The organism is Qipengyuania vulgaris (genome assembly GCF_009827325.1).
Lineage (GTDB): Bacteria > Pseudomonadota > Alphaproteobacteria > Sphingomonadales > Sphingomonadaceae > Qipengyuania > Qipengyuania vulgaris.
Window position 1 is genome coordinate 1 of record NZ_WTYC01000011.1, and the last position, 21834, is coordinate 21834.

Here is a 21834-nt window from a genome sequence, read left to right on the forward strand (position 1 = left end):
TGATCTCTATCGCTCCCGCGATGGCTGAAATCTCGATGAAACCAATTCCGAGCAACCAGAAATCGGTATTTATGCCGGGGCTGAACGCGATGCTGGTAAGCGGGGGATACATGAACCACCCGCCATCGGGCGCGAGACCGACGAACAGGGAGAGAAAGAACATCGTCCCGCCAACGAAATAGGCCCAGAAGGCAAAGGCCGAAAGGCGAGGGAATGGTAGGTCACGCGCGGCCAGCATCTGGGGCAGCAGCATGATTCCTATCGCTTCTACCATCGGCACAGCGAACAGGAACATCATCACCGTTCCGTGCATCGTAAAAAACTGGTTGTAGGTGTCGACGCCGAGAAAATCCTGCATCGGAGCAGCGAGCTGCACGCGCATGCCGAGAGCGAGGACGCCCGCTGCAAGGAAGAAACCAAAAGCAGTGACGACATACCAGAAGCCGACGTAATTGTTGTTTACCGCGGTCAGCCGGGCCCAACCCTTCGGTGCCTTCCATATTTCGGTCAGTTCCTCGACCTCGCTGTCTGGGCGCTTTTCCGCAGGAAAGCGCATTGATGAAAATGCTTTCGAATATATCGACGTTCATCACCTGGAACGGGGTTGGTTCGCCGAGCAGAAGAGGAAACATTGGAGCGCGGATCGCAACGGCGATCATCGAACAGAAACAGAGAAGCAATAGCGCGTTGTCGATCAGGCTTCGGTAGCGCTGCCGCATCTGGATCCGGATTGCCTCGCAAAAGATGTAAACGCCGGCGAGCTGGAAGGGGATACGTTGACAGAAAATGGGTGCTCCCGCTGGGATCATTAGCAGAGACAGACCTATGAGGCCGGCAAATACCCATAGCTGCCTGCCGTTCGCGATTTCGAGCTTGAGGCTTTGCCGGATGGCATTGCCCGCACACAGATAAGCTAGGGGAACCAGTAGGCTTATGGCTGCAATCCCCACGTCGGACTGGGCTGCATAGCGGAGCGCCCGATCACCACAGTCCATGTGGGAAACCTCTCTTTCAAGCTGCCGCCGCTGGAACAGCCCGCCTCCTGATTCTAGCCCTTTGCAAAGAAACAGAGTTTACGATTACTTAAACGCCTCACTGTAAATCCGGCGCTGATCGGCGAGAGTGCGAGGGCCAGACAGGGGCGATTGACAACATCATGACGAAACTAATTATCCAGATACCCTGCCTCAACGAGGCTGCGGTCCTCCCTGATACCCTCGCCAAACTGCCGCGCAGCGTTCCAGGGATCGACGTCGTCGAGTATTGCGTCATCGACGATGGCAGCACCGATGATACATCCGGGGTAGCGCGCCGATGGGGAGTGCAGCACATTGTGCGCCACCGCCGCAACAGGGGCCTCGCCGACGCGTTCCGCTCGGGGCTCGAGCGCTGCTTGGCTGAAGGTGCGGACATCATCGTCAACACCGATGCCGATGGCCAATACGAAGGCGCCGACATCGCCAAGATCGTCGCCCCCGTGGTGGCGGGCGAGGCGGATATCTGTATCGGCGATCGCTCTGTGGCACGCAACGAACATTTCGGCCGCGGCAAACGCCTCCTCCAGCAGATCGGCAGCTATGTCGTGCGCATGCTTTCTGCAACCGACATCACCGATGCCGTCTCGGGCTTCCGCGCGATTAGTCGCGAAGCTGCGCAACGCATCAACATCACGACGGAATTTAGCTATACCACCGACATGCTGATCCAGGCGGGGCGCAAGCGCTTAGCAATCACCTCGGTCCCGGTTCGCACCCATTCAGCGACGCGCCCTTCGCGGCTATTCAAGTCGATTCCGCGCTTCATCCAACAGACTGGCGTTACGATCATTCGCGCCTACACCACATTCAACGCGCTGCGCGTGTTCGTGGGCTTGGGCTCGCTCGCAGCGCTGATCGGGCTTTTTCCGATCGGACGGTTCCTTTGGTTCGCGCTGCAGGGGGAAGGCAGCGGGCATGTCCAATCGCTCGTTCTGGGCGCCGCCCTGCTTACAGTGGGCGTGCTAACCGTGACGCTGGGCATCCTTGCCGATCTGATCGCGACCAATCGCAAGCTGCTCGAAGCGACCCTGCTCAAGCTGCGCAAGCTGGAAGAGAAGCTTGACTTAAGGGAAAGCACGCGAGAAAACGCTTCCGAAAAGCCCGCTGCTCGCCCGCACTCGTCACGTTTCCGTAATTCGGCGTAATCCGCGATGGACGCTCGGACCGGTTTCGAAACGGTCGCAGACGCCTATCAGGCAACGGAGGATCGGCAGCAGTGGCTGCGCTCCAGTCATGTACCGCTCGCATGTCTAGTCCTGCTGCTAAGTCTTCATTTTTCGCTCGCTCTAACCCGCACGATCAACTGGGACGAGTTTCACTTCCTCTCGCGCGTTCACGATTTCGCGCGCGGCGAACTGAGTTTGCCACTGCAGACGCTGCATGTCCGGCTGTTTCACTGGCTGACCAATCTTGATCTACTGGGCGTCGATCAGATCCTACGTGCAAGACTGGTAATGTTTGCCTGCTTGCTGGGCACGACGGGCGCGATCTACCTGACGGCTCGCCGCTTTGCCGAGGCGCCAGCGGCCTGGCTGTGCGCGCTGGCATATCTGGCGTGCGGGTATGTGCTTCAGCACGGCACCTCGTTCCGATTTGATCCGATCGTCGCGTTCCTCAACATGAGCGCGCTGGCGATCCTTGCCCGCTCCAGCCTGCGCTGGTTCTGGCTATTGGGCACAGCCCTGCTGCTTGCGATGGCGGCGCTCGTGAGCATTAAGATGGTTCTCTATCTCCCCGCTTTTGCCGGGATCGCCTGGCTGCGCTGGGCCGACAGGGGCTATTCGGCCAGCCCCGCGCTGCGTATCGCCGGGGCGCTGCTGCTGACGGTTCTGTTCGCGGGCGTTCTGTTCGTGCTGCACAGAAGCGGCCTCGCCGAACCCGAGCCCGCAGAACGGATCGTCTCTCGCGCGGGCGGAGCAATGTTCGGGATTTCGCCCTTCATCCACTTCACCACGCGCGGAGCGCTCTTCGCACTGCCCACTTTCGCGCTGATACTGTTCAGCATCAGCGCACTTTCGCGCCAGTTCCATCGTGAGCGCGCTGAAGTTCTTGCGTTGGCAGGGCTGATGCTGCCGATTGTCGCGCTAGTGTTTTACCGCAACCTTTTTCCCTACTTCCACGCCTTTATCCTGCCTCCGGTTTGTGTCGCAACTGTGGCCGCGATCAAGCTCGCCAGCGAGCGCTACGGTGCAGCGCCGATCGCTGTGATCTTTGCCCTGTGGGGCTGCTTGATCTGGCAGGGCGAAGAGCAGTATTATGTTGATCGCCAGCGCCAGCTGCAGGCCGCCGTCAACACGATGTTTCCCGAGCCGGTCCACTATTTTGATTTTCCAGGCTTTCTGCCGGACCACAAGAAGGCCAACTTCTTCATGTCGAGCTGGGGCGTGTTCGATTATAGACGCGGAGTCTTCCCAAGCTTCGAAGAGGTGATGGACTTGAAGCCGGTCCCCCTCGTCGCGGCGCTGGAACCCCAGTGGAACCCGACGATGTCGGGAACGCTCTACGACAATTCGGCAACAAACTCGATGCTGAAGGATGATGTCGCCGCGATCCGTGACACCTATCGCCCAGTCTGGGGGCCGTTCTGGGTCGCGGGTGTCGAATTGGAACACGGGGAGGCGCGCCAGTGGCGGGTTAGGGTGCCAGGTCTGTACACGGTACAAGGCGACATGACTGTCAACGGAATGGTCTATTCAGACGGCGACACGCTGACGCTGGACCGCGGAGTGGCAGATCTTGTGAACCGGGACAAAGACTCGGTCGGACTGCTCTTCGGCGACAATTTGAAACTGCCGGATGAGCCGCCGCCGCCGCGGCCTTATTGGACTGACTTCTAGGCCTCGCTTCCTACGATCTGCGCAATCCGATCGAGTTGCACCGCCGCCCTCGCGCGCACTTCGGGCAGCTTCGCTGCGAGTTGTCTCGCCACCGACGCGCGCTCGACCAGCAATTCCTCGAAGCGCGCCTCGAGTCGCTGCGGCGAATAATCCGCATGCGCCAGCGCCCACCGCTGCATCCCGAACATCTCGAGCACCTCCTCGTATTTGTGGCTCCAGCCGATCACTAACGTGGGCGTCGCGGTCGCAAGGCCCGAGACCATTGCGTGGAAGCGGCTGGTGACGAAAACATCGCATGTCGCGATCAATCTGCGCAGGGAACGTGCATCGACTTCCCGATCGAAAAAAGCGCTCGCAGTGCAGGTCGCACCGGTCATAGCGGCATAGACCGCGCGGCACAGGGGCAGATCGTTGTTGTGCGTTTTGTCGGTGCCGGTACGCGCCGAATGCGGGATCAGCACGACCCGTAGCCCACGCGCCACGCAGTAATCGGCAAAGGCAGCCGTCTCACGCACGTAATCGCGGCCCATCGCTTCGATCTTCTTCTGCATCACCACCGATGGCGCCAGGCCCACCAATGCACCCTCGCCTGGGGGCAGCGCCAACTCTTTCGGAGCTCTCGCAGCCGAATGGTCAAGCGTGAAGGCAAGGTCCGCGCCCGCCTCGAAGTTGGCCAGCCCCAGCCCTTGGACATGGCCATGCGTGATCGCCCCGCGCGTAATAATGCACCTGGCGCGCGGGAGTAAGGCAAGCGCGGCGGCGCGATTGATCGGGTTTGCAAACGGCCCCATCGCCTGCGCACATTTGAACACCGGCACGCCCATCAGGAGGGCAGGCAGAATCGAGGCGATGTTGTAGAGCAGGAATTTCTCGCGCCCGTCTGCAAAGGTGATCCCGCCTTGGTCGAGCAACACATCGGCCCGGGCCAGCGCTGCGATAGCGGGTTGGCAGCGAAGCAGCGGTCTGAGCGGAGGAAACATTGCATAGGCAAGCGCGCAGAAATTGATGGTCACGCCCAAAGTTAGCGGTCGCGCATCGACCACTTCAAGCGTGGAATAGGAATTGAGCGCGGCATCCTCCCTGGGATACATCGAGAGCAGGGTGAATCGCGCCTCGGGCATCCGTTCGACCAGCCCCGCTAACGCAGCCTCTAGCATCGATGCAGCACCCTTGTTGCCCGACAGAGCCGATCCGACAATCACGATATGCTGTGTCATGCTGCGTCCCGTTGTGAAGAAGAGAACTCTCCCGGCCGTTGCCATAGGGCAAGCGCGGCCGCCAACGCCACCAACGCATCGGCGGCGGTCGCGATCAAGCGGGCCAGGATCGCAGCGAAAATTGCATCACTTGTGCCGATTATCGGACTTGCAAGTACAACGATCACGCCCTCGCGCACGCCAAGGCCGCTCGGCACGAATACGGCGAGAATTCCAATTGCGCCCGCCACCACGTAGATCGCACCCAGTACGGCCCAGTCGCCCGGCGTCACTGGCGCGACCGCGGCGACGATTAGCACGAAACCCGCTCCGTTGAGCAAGCGCGGCGCAACAAACCAAAGGCCATGGCGCAGGCTCCCAGAAAGGCGCAGAAGGCGCAGCGGTTCGCCTTTCTTGCCCCAGTACTTCTCAAGGCGCGCAATACCGAACCGCAGCGCCGGGCCAAGTAGGACTGCTGCCAGCAGCATGGCGAAAGCTGCTGTTCCTGCGACGAGCAGCGTGCGTCGGCCATCGCCCCAGGCTCCAACCGCCAGATTTTCGTGCGCCGACAGGATCAGCAGCCCCGGCACGAGGGAGGCGAGCTGCAGGAAGATGTTCTCGTAAACAAAACTCAGCGTCACATTGGTGGCCGAAATTCCGCGTGTTCTTCCCCAGGCAATCTTATAGACGAGCGCACCGACTTGGCCCGGGATGTATTTTAACAGCCACGCGACGCAGTGCGCCGCACCTGCCTCGAGGGGCGGCATCGAGCGCTGCTCAAGGTCACCCAGCAACCGCCCCCACAGCAAGCCCGAGACGAACACCGCGATACCAAAAATCAGCCAAGCGATCACAAGATTCGACGAGAGCGGCACGGTGCGCCCCTTTAGATCGTGCCATGCGGTCTCGAACATGCCCGAAAAGCCGATTGCTAACCCTGTGATCAGCAGCGCGAACATCAGCCAGCGCAGAGCGCGCTTCGTGCCAGGAGGAAGTCGCGTAAATGCCTCCATCATCCAGCCAGTCGATTGAAGCTGCGAAACGTATCGAGCCCTTTCTTCTGCGAGTAGGGCACGAGCGTTGCCGGATCGGCATAGCCGAGCGCGATGAGCATTACCACGCGCTGACTAAGATCGAGCCCGAGCAGTTTCTGCATCTTCGCCTCGAGCGGCTCGAAATCTGGCCAGTTGATGACGCTACTCGAGAGGCCCTGCGTCTCTAGCGCGAACATAAACGACATCGCGGCGAGGCTTGAATCGACGTAAATCGCATGACGGTCGCGCGGGCTGAAATAGCTCTCCAGCTTTCCGATCACCACCGCCAAGGCAGGGATTTGATGGTTATAGCCCGCCGCGCCGAACGGTAGCGCAGCGACCTTGCGGACCATTTCCCCATCGTCGAACACGCGAAACTCATAGGGCATGCGATTGCACGCCGTGGGGGCCTGTGCCCCGATGGCGAGCGCTCGGTCGATCAGTTCGCGCGGCACGGGACGCTGGTCGAAGAAACGTACCGAGCGACGCTGACGTGCAAGCTCCTCGAATTGCTCCACCGCCAAAAGGCTGTTGCCGCGCACTGACTTGGGCGTGGGCGCAAGCCCCTGGTTGCCGCGGTCCCAGGGAAGGTTTTGAAAACCCGTGCGCGCCTTGGCGATGACCGGGTGCGCCGCCGTGCAGGCCTCGAAATAAGCCTCAAGCACGTCGTGTGCCCACTGCAATTCCAGTTCGTCGAGGCTGCCCGGGGCAGCGAATGCCTGTCGCACAGCGACTTCGTAGTACCCAATCGTTTCGGCTATGAAATCCGCGGCGAACACGTCGCGACGAGGGATCATGGTAAGGCCCTTTTCGATCCGGTGGACATTGCGGCGCAGCTCGACATGGCTCTGCCGCTCAGTGCCTGTGTTGCGGTAATAATTGCGAGCGCCGCGCGCGACCGCGGCCTGTTCGCGGTTGAAAGCGAACGGATTGAGTGCGTGGTAGGCATGCGCCAACAGCCGATTGGCCCCGGCGACCTCGAGAATGGCTCGCTGCACCGTATCGAACAGCGCGCGGATCCATCCGATCGCAAGCAGGCTCTTGGCGATACGTTTCAGCTGAACAAGCAAGTCGGCGGCCCCTTCATCGCGCTCCAATTCGGCAATGCAGCGTTTGTAATCTAGAAATCCCTACTTTTCGGTTTTTGTGTAACACCGCCGCAGGCCTAGCAGCACACTACTCGCCCCAATAGCGCCAATGTTGCGCAGTTCTCAGTCCCCCCTCGCCCGACAGGTGACTTTCTCGCGGAATGTCTCTCGCCCCACAGTGGGTGTTATCGCGCAAGGGAACTCGCATTCGCACCGATGTCGGCTCTAATCCCCGCTGGAGGAATACCAGGGGTTACATCGCAGCAAAACGCCTTGATGCACTCTTTGAATCCATGGTCTGATATCGGCCGACAGATGGGCACCAGCCTGAGCTAGCCCCTCAGGTCGCGAATATTTCAGACGAATAAGACATTCAAGCTGGAGCCTGAACCCGAAATATTAACCATTCTCGCCGATCATGCTGTCAGATTGAGTTGCAGTGGATGTGCGTATGAAAGCTCTAGCCTCGAGCATTCGCGTCTTGTTGGGCGCGGTTTGCATGACAATAGGAACATCGGTCGCTGCCCAAGAGGCTGCTGGCTCGTTCCGCGTTGCGGCAAATGTCCCCGCTACATGCTGGGCCGATCAGGCGATACACGCTGAGCGGTCTAACGAGTCTCGCGGTCTAGTTCGCGAAGGATGTAATAGTCCCACCGGATACGCTGTTGCCGTCGACCATAGACCCCTTATCGCAGGAGAAACTGCACGCCTTGTTTATGGAGACCGTATGTTCGAGTTGTCAGGTCAGGCAAATTACGAGGTCAACCGGGAGTACGGTCCAAGGATTCAGCAAGTTGGCTACAAACTCGAAGTGCTCAACTTGGAAACTCCCCTTTTTTTGACCTTCACGATCCAGCCCTTCTAGTCAAATTGGAGAGACTGTGAATGTGACGGTGTCGGTATAGGTTCCGGCACGCTTGTTTTCCGTTTCGCCAATCTCGAAAGTCAATGGGTAGTCGTCTTTCCTGGGCGTTCGCGAGAGAATCTCAAACGATTCCGGTCCGTCCAAATCAATCGTGTACTGACCCATCGTGAGACCATAGGGCACATACCACTGAGCACTCTCGTGCTTGAGACGCCCGTTGTTTCTCGATGCAACCGCGACCCGGTAACTGGTCGTTGAAAGAATATACACGAACAAGGGCGTCGTTCTATTGCCCTGCTCGAGCTCACCCAAGTTTACCCTAACCTGTGAACCACTTCGAGACAGAGCGCCCTTCACGCCAATCATCGTCGAAGGCTTAATTTCAATGCCGACCGAGATCGTACGGCTTCCCAGCGCAAGGCCATTGTGATCAAGAACGACCAGTTCGACGTTCTGGGTATAGGTGCCTTCGCTCGTTTCGCTCGCCGGGAGGACAGCGAAGGTGATCAACTCAAGCGTTTGTTCTCCAGGTGCCAGATTGATGCCCCCACTAGTGAGCCTGGACCGCGACACGCCAGTTCTCGGCGTAATGTCAACTCGCTGACGCTCGTCAATCAGTTGATACTGGAGTACAGGTCCGCCGCTGATCGTCCCAAGTCCAAAGGCTTCTCCAGAAAGCGCGGTGGAAAGCTCGCCCACACACGGAGCATCGCCGCGATTGATGAACCGGACCTCAATCCTTTCGCGTACAGCCGTCTCTTCGAAGGGTTCGAACTGCAAGATCACCTGCTCTCGGTTCGGTTCGACAACCAATTCGCAGCCAGCGTGGACCGCCGAAGGTAGGAGTGCCCCTAGACCGATTGCGAATGCCCAGCGCATCGTACGCATGGCATGATGATACCTTCTGGGAAACATCTCAATTCCTTCCGCTCGTAGACACCCGCAGAACCCCGAGATCGAGGAGGCCTTTATTGTCTTCAGGCACGCGGAACGTGAATGATTGAGGCCCGCCGTAATTGAAATTCACGACGTATTCGACGCCGGGTTCGAGATTCATCATCGCGAACCGACCAACGGTGTTAGTGAAAAATGCTTCGCCTCGGCTTTCAGGCTGAGCGCTTCTGCGAAGAATTCCGCTGACTAGAGCCAGTGGTTCACCATTCGCCGTTACCAATGTGCCGAGCGCGCTGACGAACTCCGCCGTCCCGACCTCAATTACATATCCGCTTTTATAGGCCGGTCGCACCCGCTCGACTCCTTCACCTATATCATATCCTATCGGGGGATCGATGATGTCATAGCGAACCGACTGATTGACATAAGAAGTCAGGTTGTTGTGGACGGCAGGGCCCAGCGCGCCGCTCTTGCTGAGAAAGCGTCCCCCCTCGAGAGTATCTCCCACGATGGCAGGTCGCTCATCGAGGGAATCGTGTGGGTGCACGAGCGCGAAACTATCGTTTATTCTGCGCCCGACCGCGAATTTGCCGCCCGCGTAGGCGAGCGCAGTGCTAACCCGAAGGGTCGTAATCTGGCTGTCACCGATGGAGTCAAAGCCGTTCCCGAACGCAGTATGTGACACGCTGGCATCAAAGCGGTTGGCGACGTAGTCCATCTGACCGCCCAAGGATACGTCGCCGTCGTTGTAATTGCTGGAAAACGAGTATCCGAGAGAGTTGGCAAGATTGCTTACCGATTTCTGGTAACGAAGGCTGCCGTATTTGCGCGCACTATCGTATCGCGCCTCAGCTCGGCGATCGTAACTAGGTTGCCAGATGAGACCTGCGAAAATCCCGAATCCGTCGCTGCGGCCGCCTCCGATGAAACCACTCTTGACGTAGTTGGCCCCGATTTGGATGGACCAAGCCCGACTTATCCTGTGATTGGCTATCGACGAGAGCGAATAGGCGTCGTTTAGCGTCGGGCTTCTGCTTCTACGATAAGCCGCACTCGTAGTGACAAAAAGTTCTGGCCCCAAGCGCTTAGAGTATCCGGCGTTCAATGACCATGAAATGGGGTTCAGATCATCGATCCGGCCAACCGTTGAATATCTTGCCGATGCGTAATCGAGAACAAAGGTAAGAGTATCATAGCCGTCGGCGCCGCCAAGAACTTGGTCATAGCCGATAGTCGCGGCATAACCGAGACCCGTGTCGGTTCGGCTCAGACCGCCATCGAGGCGCAATCGAGCGCTGTTTGCGAGCAAAAACTGTGTCTGCCCGCTGGCATTTTGCACATCCTGCGATAATTGCAAACCGATCCCGATTGCAGGGCGATTCATAAAGGCCTTGCGATAGAATCCGGTGAACACCGGTGTGCGGTCCGAATAATCCGGATCAGAAAATCCCGCGTCGTCCAACAGTCCAATATAGGCCCCGTATTCATGGTCGCCCGGCTCGAGATCAATCGTGTCGAGGTATGCTTCGTAATTGTAAGACTGACGCCCGCCCGACAGGCCTTGCACGTCGATCAAGATATTGTTGCTACCTGTATCCAGCGGCAAATTCGAAATGTCGTATTGTCCGGCATCGAGAGTAAATTCGCGTTGGAGTAACCCGTTGCGTAACACTCTGACGACGGACTGCTCCTGCAGCACCAGTTGGCGTCCTCCCGAAAAGACATTCTGACGAAAAGCGTCGAACCGGCGCTTTTGACGCACCACGCCGACACCGCCCAACCGGAAAAAGCCCTGCCGCCCCCTAACTTCCGGATCTATATCGCCTGCAAACCAGCGGCGGTAGTCCTCCGGTTCGTCGTAAATGGCGCGCGCGTAGCGGCGTTCAAAAAGGTAATCATCAGAAATGAAATCCCGGCGTAGCTGGGCATCGGTCTCGAAAACGAAATTACGATAACGAGCAGCGCCATTGAAAAAAAATTCCGGCTTGTCCAATCCCTCGCTCTGCGAAAGGTGCGAAAGGCTCGAGGAGATATTTACGTAGGCGCTGAAGGGGAGAGGCGGACTGCCGGGCTCTTCGCTAATGCTGGTGCGATAGAGCTCCTCGACGGATCGCTTTTCCGGTGCAATCTTCAAAACGAGCACTGCGAGCTGCTCGGCGTCGTAATCGAGAACAATTCCTTCTGAAGCGACGTCCTCGGGAAGAAAGCGATCACGCTGACCGATAAGCTGCGCAAGTTCTTCGTGCGCCTGGGGGGTCAAGAGTGGCGAAATGATCGCGAGAAAAGCATCGCTATCAATCTGGAAGCGATCATCGCTGGTAAGGAGGACAGGAAGTTCACCGAGAATGCGTTGGTTGAACTGCAACGGAGCAGTGATTTCCACATCCCGATCATAGGGGTTAATATCCGGCCGCACTGCTTCGCTATTTTCGAGCGGAGTGTTCGCCTGGTCGGCTTCAGTAGAACTCGGCTCGGCAAAGGCACCTACTTGTGCAGGCGCCAATAAGCCCACGCCGAACGCTACCGTCCCGGCGGCGGCAAGTTTCATCTGCTGAACCTGAGATCGATCGGTTTAGCCGGGTCAATTGCGACCCCTGTGGGGATTTCGAACGTCCTCGTCCCACCGGCAGGCGGCAAATATCCTACTCCGAGGATACGAGAAACCTCCTCGTGATCGTAAAGGCGTTCATAGGGCTGCCCGTCGACACCGGTTCCTGTGAGAGTCCACGTCGCGCCGCTCATCATCGCGTATCGCGTGCCATTGTTCGAAACGACGACTTTAATTCCAGGTACCGCTTCGGGCTCAGTTACGCCCTCTGCAGGCGTCGTTTCGAATTCAGATTGGGGCGGCGCAATCATCTTTGGTTCAAGGGACACGATCTGGACATCCGGCTTGGCGCCCGCAGGCGCCACAACCACCATCGATTTCATGGTATAAAGCACATTTATATCGACGGTGGCCTCGCTACCGGAGATCACTGTTGGATCTGTCTCGACCGGCAGCTGCTTGATCCAGACATAATAGGCTTGAGAAGTTGGAATATCAGGTCTTCCCACCCATTGGACACGCACAATCTGGCGGCCCGAGGAAGGGACCAGCCCTTGCGGAGGAAAGACAAGGAAATCCTCATCTGCCGGCACTTCAATCAGCTTGCCGTCTTGGTCGAACTCAATCCGGGTAATTCGGGTTTCAAAAGGCAGGGATGTGCTGCTGACATTACCAACTTCGATACGGGCGGCAGCTCCGCTACCCGAGGTGGTCAGTTCAGATACCATCGGCGAGACGCGCATTGCCATGGCCGGTGTCCCTGCCAATACAAGGCTGGCACAGAGCGTTGCGAGGAGACGCCACGGTTTACGGCGCCAAACGCGATTCGCTAAAGTCATGGGACCCCTTCCCTCAAGTACAGCTCGAACCAGTCAATCTATCGTTATTAGGTTCGACCTGTTAACAAAAATGCGCCGGGAGGCCCACGTGCCCCCCGACGCCTTAGCCAGTTATTCGATTAGATTACTGCAGCCAAGACAACCTCGACTGTGTCCGAATAATTTCCTGCAACGAGTGCTTTGGTCGGATCGGTGAGGTCGATACGGAAGGCCGCCTGAGATTTCCACGCAGCGTTCGCCTTAAAGTCGCTCGCCTCAGTGGCATCCACCTGGAACTGGCTGATCGATGCCTGCGGAACCAAGGTTCCGGGTGCACCTGCCGTGTAAGTAGCCGAGATCGAATAAGGGATGTTTGGCTGAAACACGTTGCCGTCATAACCGCCGGTTGCCGCAGCAGTATTGACGAGACCTTGGGTACCATTCGCCTTCGTAATGGTCATCGTGTTCTGGATATTGCAGCCAGCCAGGTTGGTCCGGGTATGGCCGTTGGCCGTACCGACCGAAGTGAATACCTGCTCAACCGTGCTCGTCGCATCTGCGTAGATGCCGATCGTGCCAAAGTCGACATCACGAAGGTCGCCGCCCGCGCCGAGAACGCAAGCTTCATCGACTTGGCCTGAGATCACGAAATCAGCGGTCTCCGACGAATTAGCGGTTCCGACATTACCCGGATTAGCTCCGTTGACGTAGATGGCATTCGCCGGGGTAGTCTGGGCTGATGCGGCGGTCCCGGCAGCAGCAAAACCAATAGCTGCAATAAGTGCGATCTTTTTCATAATATTACCTTTCCATTACGTTTAACATTCAACAACTTACGTCCCGCTTTTTATTTTTCCCCCGGCCATTTATCTCGGAGGTTATTTTATAATTTCGGATGCAGGGTTATAGATATTACCTCTGAGTACTTGCCCGCCAATAACTCTGTGCTTTCCGGCAGAGCCGTCTGAAAGATTAAATCCCCACCCGCGAAGGCAACCGCTTCGCCGCTCGAGAGGACGCCGCCTGCAGCGATTTCCGAGCTTCTGAATTCTGCGCGCAAGAACCTGGGTGCAGGACTGCTCGCGGGGATCTCTATGGCAAGAAAATAAGGGACGGTTCCTGCGTAGGGCCCCTCACCATTGGGTTTCTGGTTATGTACGAGGCCACCGGCCCCTGAACTAACGACCAAATCAAATGGTACATTGCAGTTGAGGTCGAAAGGAGCAGAGACTCTTTCCGATCCAGTAATACTACCGAGGTCGAGGTTCGCGCCCCCTCCGATACTACATTTGCTCGTGATCGAACCGACCAGCGCGACCTCAAGGCTGGACGCGTCAGTTACACCTTTCGGTCCCGACGCCGATACCGGACTGGCGAGGCCAATTGATACCGCTCCTGCAAACGCAGCGAATCTACCGAAAATATGAAGCCGACCCAACTGCCCCCCCTCTATTCACCGCTCGGTTGGCCAAACGTCAAGATCTGGTTGCCCAAACATTAACACAACTGACCAAACGTCAACGCTTCGTTATCCAAGCGTTAAATATGGATTAACAGCCTGATAACTTCATTGCGAGTCTTAAAAATCAGTTTTCCATAGTGTCTCACTGCGGGACAATAAGAAGATCCTCTCCCCTCAGAAAGGCTCTACCAAAGCTCCGTTTTGACGAGACACTCCGAGCCCTCGTACAGCTCGAGCCCGGTGAAAAACCAACTTTGGTCGTTGATCGCTCGGAGCTCCGGGCTGTTAAGTTGTTAAGAGTGACTTGCATGCGAAGGCCGTACTGAGAAAAAGCGTTCTGCGCGCGCGGTTCCATCGTCGCGCAAACGTGCAATCTGAACGCTCCGGAGATCAGTTCATAATTAGGGCATGGAAAACATTAGGACATGGAGAACATCGTCACCTCCCTTGGGCTTCCTAATTCAACAGAGATCAGGTGCGGCCTCGAGCGGCGGGAGCGATAGACTAATATTTGAAACCGACCTCAAGCAACCGCAGGCGGTAGGCCATCATGCCCGTCCTACATTGAAACCAAGGGATCTGGCGCAACAAAGAGCAACCAAAACGCCCTCAAGCATGGCTTCTTCACCCGCGAGGCAATCGAAGTGCGCCGGGACTTCCTTAAGCTGGCGGAGTGCCGGGAAAACTTGAGCGAATTCGAATAAGCCCGTCTATGCCGTCGTCTCATCCGGCTTTCGAATGTACTCCACGTCCCCGAGGCTGTCGCTCCTCTAGGCGTCGCACCACTCCCCTCGCCCGTTCGCGATCCTAACCTCGCTTTCGCCACTCATCATTGCGGGCAGGCTCTTCCTTGGCCAGCCGCTGCGAGGTAGCTGCGGTCTGTAGGACGAAGACCAAGATAAGCACCCCGGCTACAACTCCGACAAAAATATCGAAGCCTGAAATTGGTCCGAAGTTTCCGGGATCATAGCCAAAGATTATCATCCCCAGCGTCAGGCCGATAAGCATGATGCGAAGCTCGGTGGGGCCTGCATTGAGATGGGATAGCTTGAGTTCGCCCAGCACGCGCACCGAGAGAAACGCGTGAATAGAAAGAAGCAGATAACCCGCCAGCGCGAATAGCGCGACCTCGAGCGTGACATAAGGGCTTAACCCGATGCCGACCACGACCAGGGTCGTGGCCAATCCGTCGCAGCTGTGATCAAGGAAATAGCCGTAGCGTGGTCGATCTTGCGAAATCGCGCGAGGCCGCCGTCAGTGCTGTCGCCGAACCAATGCACTACGTATCCAGCGATCGCGAGCCACAGCCAATGCTCAGCAAGGTTGCTGAAAAGGTAGCCGAGGAAGACCATCAGCGCTCCAACCAAACCCAACTAGGTCATCATATCAGGAGTGACCCACGCGGGCAGCCGTTTGCAAATCCAGTCCAGCAAGCGCCGCTCAACCCGCGCGACCAGATTCTCCTGGATTCGGTTGATGGGCGGGAGGGAAGTTTTGGTCTCGCTCACGAAAGCCTTATCCTATTGCGGTCCGGTAGACCTAGGCGAAAGCATGGCGCCTACACGAAACTTGCGACCATGGCGACTTGGAGCCGCGACCCTAGGTGAACTCTCCTGATGCTCGGAAGCAAAAGCTCCCAAACACTCAGCGACATACAAAGGAGGCTTGCATCAATCGATCAATCTGCCTGCCGTAACCGATACTCGCTTTTGAGATATCCGCCTTAGATGGATTTGAGCCGGGCTTCTCGAAATGTGACGAGCCTTCGCTCGTCCTCGTCCCAGAGGCTCAGCCATATCGGTTTGATCGACTGGAGGGCGTTAAAGCGATTAAGGTTCCGTAGTTCTGGATACGCCGACATTACTTCCATGAGCCTGTAAAAAGGGACGCGGCTCGCAAGGTGATGTACGTGGTGAACGCCGATGTTTCCTGTGAACCAGCGAAGCGGCTGGGGCAAATCGAGGTGGGAACTCCCAAACAAAGCTGCCTCGTGAAACGACCAGTTGGTTTTCCGATCCCAGTGGGCGTCTTCGAACTGGTGCTGGATGTAGAATAACCACACCCCAGTAGACGCAGCGATCAAGAGAACCGGGAAAACGACAAGCACGGTCGTGAGCAACCCATAAAAGTAGATTAGCGCAGCAAGCAAAACGCCTGTGGCTACACTAGTGGCAATCGCACTCAGCCAGTATTTCGAACCCTGGTTCATCAGCCCGATCGGCAATCGGTGACGGAGGAGAAAAAGATAGGCGGGACCTATTCCGAACAGAACGATCGGGTGACGGTAAATCCGGTAGAAGAGGCGCTGCATGCGGCTGCGGGCAAAGAACTCGCGGACCGTCAATGTGTCGACATCACCGAAGCCGCGGGCATCGAGGTTTCCGGTACCTGCGTGGTGCAGAGCGTGCGAGCGTTTCCAACAATCATAGGGGGTGAACGTCAGCGCGCCCAAGGCGCGGCCAGTCCAGTCGTTTCCAGATCTCGAGGCAAAGAATGAACCGTGGCCGCAATCGTGCTGGATGATGAAAAGCCTTAGCAAAAGCAGGCCCGCCAGCGGAGCGGCGGCGAGCGTCAGATAGTAGCCCGCTTCCACCCCCAGCAACATGATGAGGACCGCGCCGCAAAAAGGTAGGAGCGTCACCGCCAGTTCGACAAAGCTTCTGCTGGGGCTAGGTGCTGCAAATCCCTTCAGCTCTGCCACGAGTTTTCGCGGGTCGATAGACAATGGGCGCGTTTCGCCTAGGCCTTTTGCGTCAGCCAATTCACAAGTGTTCAAGATAGCAAGCTTTCAAGGGGATTTAGATGCGCTCTGCAGGACCGTTGCTGCTGCAGGCGAAAGAGACTTTGCAGTATTAGGCGCAGCGTATGAACTGGACCTTATACCAAAGGCTGACTTGCCGGGCGATTGACCATCCCTGGTTAGCTACCGCGAACTGTAACCCTGCCGGGCACCCCGCGCGACAGACTGAACGCGCGAACCCGCGCTCTATGGGCCGAGCGGTTTTTACGCATTAAAACGGATAGGGGTACTCCTGCAACTACTCAGGTCTGCTTGGAACGGCGCCCGGGGCGGGTTGTTGGATCTGCGAGGAGTAGCACATGACACACGAGCGAACGCGCGCACTGAGCGGTGTTCTAAATCAACTCGAGAGTGCAGCAAACGGTGACAGCATACAGGTGGGTGAGGTCGTTGAGCACCTTGGCCGAAAGTCTTTTGCTTCCTTAATGCTCATATTTGCCCTGATCTCGACTTCGCCCGCCAGCGCCATCCCCGGGATCACGGCGACCGTGGCGTTTCTCGTCTTCATCCTGACGATTCAGATGATACTCGGCCGGGATTGCGTCTGGCTGCCGGGCTTCATTGCCAAGCGTCGTATGGCGACAGACAAGGTGTGCAAGGGAATTGGCTGGCTGCGAAAGCCTGTTGAGTTCATCGAACGCTTTCTGCGGCCAAGATTTACCCATCTCCTCCACCGGCCGTGGATACTACTCCCTTTGATCCTGATCCTTGCGCTCACGCTAGCCATGCCGCTGCTTGAGGCGATCCCGACCTCGGGGTCGATCGCTTCCGCCGTTATTGCCTTATTCGCCGCTGGCCTCCTAACGCGCGATGGAGGGTTGGTGCTGGTTTCATTCGGGTTGCTACTGATCCTTCCGCTGACCATTTGGCAGTTCGGCTTCGCCGCCTAGCCCATGACTCAAGAGGCTCGAGACGCTCGTCGATCCTATCATTGGAATGCCTCGCAGGCGTTCCCCGGCGTCAAACGCCCGACAGACTGCATTATGACGCGTGGGGGTTGCCCGGAAGGGGCGGGGAACTTCGGCTTCTCAAAAGCGTAATAAGACTGCGAAGACAACGCGTTAGATCAACAAATGTTAAGAGCGAACCGATGACGCGAGACGCAAACTCTCGAAGTAGCACCGAACCGAAAGCCAAGGCCGGCCGAGGGAATGATAGTGATCCCGCCAGCCCGCAAGCCGGAGGCTGGGTCTGATGGCTACCTACCAGCTTCGATACGCCGCGCCCGGCCCGGGGGATATCAAGCGCCTTGAGTTCGAAGCCAGAACCCTCCCCGGGGCTCTCGACATCGCCAAGAAAGAAACGCGCGGAACCTGGGCCGAGCTTTGCCATGAGGGCCGAACGATCTGCCGGCTGGAACTGGTCGCCGAGACGGGAGTATGGCTCGTGGGTGGGCCGAGCAGTACGCTGGACGCCATCTGGCAAGGCGGACAAAACCCGGCCCGTCAAGACACAGCCCGTCAGGAAATTATTGCAGCCGCGCCGCCAGGAGTCGCGGCTTAGCACGGCCTGTAGCTACCTCCCTCACTCTGCTTGCAGCTCCTCAACGCAAATGTTCGGGTCTGGGTTAACGCGTAGCTCGCTTCGAGATCATCTTAAACCCTTCCTAGCGCACAAACTGTCAATCGAACGAACGTACCTGCCGCTTCGGTGACAGCCTGGTCGCCGGACCAATCGACGCGTGCATTGGTCAGCGCCCCTATTGGTGATCGGGCACGGATGAAGCCAATCATGGAGGGTTTTCGCGGAAGTGGGCTGAGCCCGCCACTTGGTGTTATCAAGCATTGTCAGGGAGAACGAGACGACATCTGGGAGGCAGATCAATGTACCTGCCTCCGCATTCCATCGCCCGCACCAATCTAGACGGTGGGGCTGCCTCTTCGAAGTGGAGCATTCGCTCAAACGCGCTGGCGCTGTGCTGAATGGATCTAGGTCCGCGTCAACCTGCGAGCTTGTAAAGCATCGACACGCCTGGAGTGGGAGAGCACCCTGTGAGGAGCCCTCCCCTCTTCCGCGCTCGCTATATCCATCCGGTCGTGGGAGAATTTACATTCCTGCACCCAGATCGCCGCGCGACAGGTCGAGCTCCGCGGCTGGGATTACCTCGACGTCGCGGCGAATGGCCCGCAGATCGTCGATGAATTCCGCAGCGTTGCCGACCACCACGATCGTTGCCATGTCGGCCGAGACATATTTAGCCGCCGCAGCGCTGGCCCCTTCGGGCGTCACCCCTTGGAGTTCGGCCGCATATCGAGCGGCTTCGCTCGGTTCGAGACCGTACATCAGAAACTCGGCAACGATGTTGTTGAAACCCGACGAGGTTTCGAGGCTGCGCCCGTAACCGCCTGTTAGGTAAAGCCGACGGGTGTCCACGAGATCGGCGGCGAAGGGCTCGCTGCCCAACCGGTCGAACTCGTCGAGGAACACCTGGACCACTTCGTCGGCCGTAGAGTTCTGCGTTTGCGAGCTGGCGATCAGATAGGCCTCGTCCGCTCGCGCGGGTAAGCCACTGCCGGCGCCGTAGCTGATCGAGCGCTTGGTCCGGACCTCCTCGAACAACCGGCCGCTGGAACCGCCGCCCAGGATCGAGTTCGCCAGTTCGAGCGCGACGTAATCCTCGCTCGAACGCGAGGGCGCGCGCATCCCCGCATAAACCGCGGCCTGCCCGGCATCGGGCAGATCGATCACGACCGTGCGGACAGGCCCAGTTTTACCAGCAGGTTTGGTGATCGCCGGCGGAACCGGCATGGAAGAGGTCCAGTCGCCGAACAGCGTATTGGCAAGCGCTACCGCGCGGTCGGCCGAAATCCCGCCGCTAACAATGACTTTGGTCTGCGCCGGATGCCAGTACGTTTGGCGGTGTTCGAGCAAGTCCTGGCGCGTGATCGCGGCAAGGCTTTGCTGCGTACCCCCCGGCTGCGAGCCGTAAGGTGCTTCACCGTAGAAGACCGGGCGTGAGACCATCTGCGCCAAGGCGCCAGGATCCTTCAGAGCCACCTCCAAGCCATCGATTTCGCGCTTGCGCTCGCGTTCGAATTCGTCGGCCGGATAATCGGCGCTGCGGATCATTGTCGCGAGGATGCGTCCGGCCTCTTCCATATTGGCGACGGGCGCGGTCAGGCTGAAAAAGCTGCCATCCGTCCCGGCGGTCGCGCCGACGCTCGCGCCGAGGCTTTCGAGCCGGGCGGCGATATCCTGCGCGCCCATCCCGGCTGCACCCTTGTCGGCGAGCGACGCGGCGAGGTTCGCCACGCCAGCTTTGGCGCGGCTGTCCGATTTGGCCCCGCCGGGGACCAGCACGGTCATCGTGGCGAAGGGCACTTCGCCCGTTTGCGCAGCGACGATCTCGATCCCGTTGGCGAGCGTCCGCTCCACGATGGCGGGCGCTTCGACACTGGGCTTCAGCCCCGGTTGGGGCAGCGGATCGCGCTCGGCCTCCGGACGCACGGCCAGCGGTGTTCGGGTGGGTTCGGGCAGCGTGCGAAAGGTCGGGAAAGGCGCCGGATTGGCCCATTCGGACGGATTTTCCGCGCCCTCCTCATAGGCCAGATCAACCCGGCCTTGCGGATCGAGCCATTCGGCGGCGGCACGCTGCACATCCTCCACGGTCACTGCGGCGATTGCCTCCAGGCGCTTGTCCGCGGCCTTGGGATCGCCGGTCGCTACCAGCGCCTCGCCCAGCTCAAACGCGCGACCGCGCGCAGTCTCGCGGCTGCGCAGCGCGCCAGAGAGTATCTCATTCTTGGCTTCGCGTAACTCGGCCGCGGTCACCGGGGTCGTGCGAATCTTGGCGAACTCGGCATCGAGGATGGCCTTCACCTCGGCGGCATCGGCCGTGGGGTTGGTGATCGCAAAACCGGCGATCATCCCGGCCTCTTCTCCATCACTATAGAAGAAGCTGGCATCGACCGCCTTGCCGGTCCGCACTAGCGCCTCGTTGAGCCGGCTATTGTCGCCGCGCGCCATGATCGCGGAAAGCACTTCGAGCGCAGCTGTGTCTTGCGTTGCGGTTTTCGGACCCTTCCACAAGGTGCCGCGGACCGGCAGCGGAACATTCGGCGCCCGTGCCACGATCGTGCGCGGTTCTGTGCGCATCGGCTCTTCGGCCGTCAGTTCGAGCGGCATGGGGTTCTCGCGGCGTGGGATATCGGCGAAATATTCGTCCACCATCGCGCGTAAATCGGCCATCTCGAAGTTGCCGGCCACGATCAGCGTGGCGGTATCGGGACCGTAATAGGCCTCATGAAAAGCCAGCGCATCTTCGAGCGTTGCCGCGTCGAGTTCCTCAATCGATCCGATGCCTGGGCGGCGATAGGCGGTCGTGTCGTAGGCATTTTCGGGCAGGACGAAGCGCTGGAAGCGACCATAGGGCGGAGCGAGCACACGCTGGCGCAGCTCCTCCTTCACCACGTCGCGTTCGCGATTGAACACTTCCTCGTCGACCACCGGGAAAGCCATCCGCTCACGATGGGTCCACAGCATCCGCTCGAGATATTCGGCCGGAACGGTTTCGAAATAATTGGTTCGGTCGGGCCCGTTCGAAGCGTTACGGGTGCCGCCTACATCGGCGGTCAGGCCGTAAATCTGATTGTACGGCATGTTGAGGGTCTTGCGACTGAGAATATGTTCGAACAGGTGCGCGAACCCGCTGCGGCCTTCGGGATCGAGCTTCGAACCGACGTCGTACCACATGGAGGTCGTCACATCGGCGGTAGAATCGTCCTTGATCGCGATCACGCGCAAACCGTTGCTGAGTTCCCACGTCGTATAGTCGATTTCGGGCGCCGTGACGGTGACATCGGCACCATCCTGAGCGGAGAGCGGCATGGCGGTACCCAAAGCGATAGCGGCAGTGGATGCGGCAAGAAAACGGTGGAGCATGATTAAGCTTTCCCCAAAAGAGCCTAAAGCAAAAGGTTAGACGGTTCCCCGATCCGCGCAACAGGCTTGCTCTACCGGCGCGCGACAGCGCGCTACGAGCGTCGAGACGGCGGAGCACCGATAGGAAATCGCCAAATTCACGGACGCGATCTCAGGGTTAGAGAAACAAACCGTCATCTTATTTGCAGCTGCCCGCCCAGTGCTATGGTCTGTGACCCGAATGTGGGCATTGGTACCATGAGCGCAATTGATGCTGCCCTATTCAATTTACCTCACCCCATCGCTGCAACGCTGCAGTTCGGCTGGGTATTGGGCTTCGAGGCTGCGCTAAACTCGCGAGACTGCAATACGCTAAGTCTTACCAAACTCTGCAT

General features: G+C 58.4%; 14 protein-coding genes and 1 pseudogene. 4 read left to right on the top strand and 11 right to left on the bottom strand.

Annotated features, from left to right (window positions below):
• Positions 1–556, bottom strand: a 556-nt coding sequence (locus GRI69_RS14260; RefSeq protein WP_202392050.1) for a cbb3-type cytochrome c oxidase subunit I, incomplete at its 3' end; no start/stop codon positions are given.
• 600 nt (positions 557–1156) lie between these two features.
• Here GRI69_RS14260 and GRI69_RS14265 point away from each other — a divergent pair.
• Complete coding sequence (locus tag GRI69_RS14265) at positions 1157–2182, top strand: glycosyltransferase family 2 protein (RefSeq protein ID WP_160728943.1); 1026 nt, start codon at positions 1157–1159, stop codon at positions 2180–2182.
• Positions 2183–2188: 6 nt separating this feature from the next.
• Entirely contained in the window at positions 2189–3874 is a 1686-nt protein-coding gene (locus GRI69_RS14270; RefSeq protein WP_160728944.1) for an ArnT family glycosyltransferase, read from the top strand.
• Here GRI69_RS14270 and GRI69_RS14275 read toward each other — a convergent pair.
• The 9 genes and pseudogenes from GRI69_RS14275 to GRI69_RS14315 all read right to left on the bottom strand — a co-directional run bounded on the left by GRI69_RS14275 (position 3871) and on the right by GRI69_RS14315 (position 16480).
• On the bottom strand, positions 3871–5091 hold the full coding sequence (locus GRI69_RS14275; RefSeq protein ID WP_160728945.1) for a polysaccharide pyruvyl transferase family protein: 1221 nt from the start codon (positions 5089–5091) through the stop codon (positions 3871–3873). The two genes, GRI69_RS14270 and GRI69_RS14275, sit on opposite strands and share 4 nt — an antisense overlap.
• Entirely contained in the window at positions 5088–6029 is a 942-nt protein-coding gene (locus GRI69_RS14280; protein WP_160728946.1) for a lysylphosphatidylglycerol synthase domain-containing protein, read from the bottom strand. Before GRI69_RS14280 ends, GRI69_RS14275 begins: the two co-directional genes overlap by 4 nt.
• A 53-nt stretch (positions 6030–6082) precedes the next feature.
• Positions 6083–7174, bottom strand: a complete 1092-nt coding sequence (locus GRI69_RS14285; protein ID WP_160728947.1) for a nitroreductase family protein — start codon at positions 7172–7174, stop codon at positions 6083–6085.
• An 883-nt stretch (positions 7175–8057) separates the two neighbouring features.
• Positions 8058–8837 (bottom strand): hypothetical protein, encoded by a 780-nt coding sequence (locus GRI69_RS14290; RefSeq protein WP_237453137.1) that lies wholly within the window; start codon positions 8835–8837, stop codon positions 8058–8060.
• Positions 8838–8973: 136 nt separating this feature from the next.
• On the bottom strand, positions 8974–11499 hold the full coding sequence (locus GRI69_RS14295; protein WP_160728949.1) for a fimbria/pilus outer membrane usher protein: 2526 nt from the start codon (positions 11497–11499) through the stop codon (positions 8974–8976).
• Positions 11496–12248, bottom strand: a complete 753-nt coding sequence (locus GRI69_RS14300) for a fimbrial biogenesis chaperone (RefSeq protein ID WP_160728950.1) — start codon at positions 12246–12248, stop codon at positions 11496–11498. Before GRI69_RS14300 ends, GRI69_RS14295 begins: the two co-directional genes overlap by 4 nt.
• Before the next feature lie 209 nt (positions 12249–12457).
• A complete protein-coding gene (locus GRI69_RS14305) occupies positions 12458–13114 on the bottom strand; it encodes a hypothetical protein (protein WP_160728951.1) in 657 nt (218 codons plus the stop codon).
• Between the two features lie 1472 nt (positions 13115–14586).
• Positions 14587–15131: pseudogene (locus GRI69_RS14310) on the bottom strand (CDP-alcohol phosphatidyltransferase family protein).
• A gap of 371 nt (positions 15132–15502) precedes the next feature.
• Positions 15503–16480: a fatty acid desaturase gene (locus tag GRI69_RS14315; RefSeq protein ID WP_337191080.1), complete on the bottom strand. Its 978-nt coding sequence runs from the start codon at positions 16478–16480 to the stop codon at positions 15503–15505.
• A gap of 398 nt (positions 16481–16878) precedes the next feature.
• Here GRI69_RS14315 and GRI69_RS14320 point away from each other — a divergent pair, with 398 nt between their 5' ends.
• Positions 16879–17469, top strand: coding sequence for an exopolysaccharide biosynthesis protein (locus GRI69_RS14320; protein ID WP_160728953.1), 591 nt, complete (start codon positions 16879–16881; stop codon positions 17467–17469).
• Positions 17470–17773: 304 nt separating this feature from the next.
• Positions 17774–18082 (top strand): hypothetical protein, encoded by a 309-nt coding sequence (locus GRI69_RS14325; RefSeq protein ID WP_160728954.1) that lies wholly within the window; start codon positions 17774–17776, stop codon positions 18080–18082.
• 543 nt (positions 18083–18625) lie between these two features.
• On the opposite strand, the gene GRI69_RS14330 is transcribed toward GRI69_RS14325, so the two are convergent.
• Positions 18626–21460, bottom strand: a complete 2835-nt coding sequence (locus GRI69_RS14330; RefSeq protein WP_160728955.1) for a M16 family metallopeptidase — start codon at positions 21458–21460, stop codon at positions 18626–18628.
• Between the last annotated feature and the right edge of the window lie 374 nt (positions 21461–21834).

What these genes read in the sequence shown, in the direction of transcription:
- GRI69_RS14330 (WP_160728955.1), bottom strand. Translation starts at nt 21,460, where the DNA reads ATGCTCCACCGTTTTCTTGCCGCATCCACTGCCGCTATCGCTTTGGGT.
- GRI69_RS14325 (WP_160728954.1), top strand. Translation starts at nt 17,774, where the DNA reads ATGGCTACCTACCAGCTTCGATACGCCGCGCCCGGCCCGGGGGATATC.
- GRI69_RS14265 (WP_160728943.1), top strand. Translation starts at nt 1,157, where the DNA reads ATGACGAAACTAATTATCCAGATACCCTGCCTCAACGAGGCTGCGGTC.
- GRI69_RS14320 (WP_160728953.1), top strand. Translation starts at nt 16,879, where the DNA reads ATGACACACGAGCGAACGCGCGCACTGAGCGGTGTTCTAAATCAACTC.
- GRI69_RS14280 (WP_160728946.1), bottom strand. Translation starts at nt 6,029, where the DNA reads ATGTTCGCGCTGCTGATCACAGGGTTAGCAATCGGCTTTTCGGGCATG.
- GRI69_RS14300 (WP_160728950.1), bottom strand. Translation starts at nt 12,248, where the DNA reads ATGGCAATGCGCGTCTCGCCGATGGTATCTGAACTGACCACCTCGGGT.
- GRI69_RS14305 (WP_160728951.1), bottom strand. Translation starts at nt 13,114, where the DNA reads ATGAAAAAGATCGCACTTATTGCAGCTATTGGTTTTGCTGCTGCCGGG.
- GRI69_RS14275 (WP_160728945.1), bottom strand. Translation starts at nt 5,091, where the DNA reads ATGACACAGCATATCGTGATTGTCGGATCGGCTCTGTCGGGCAACAAG.
- GRI69_RS14270 (WP_160728944.1), top strand. Translation starts at nt 2,189, where the DNA reads ATGGACGCTCGGACCGGTTTCGAAACGGTCGCAGACGCCTATCAGGCA.
- GRI69_RS14295 (WP_160728949.1), bottom strand. Translation starts at nt 11,499, where the DNA reads ATGAAACTTGCCGCCGCCGGGACGGTAGCGTTCGGCGTGGGCTTATTG.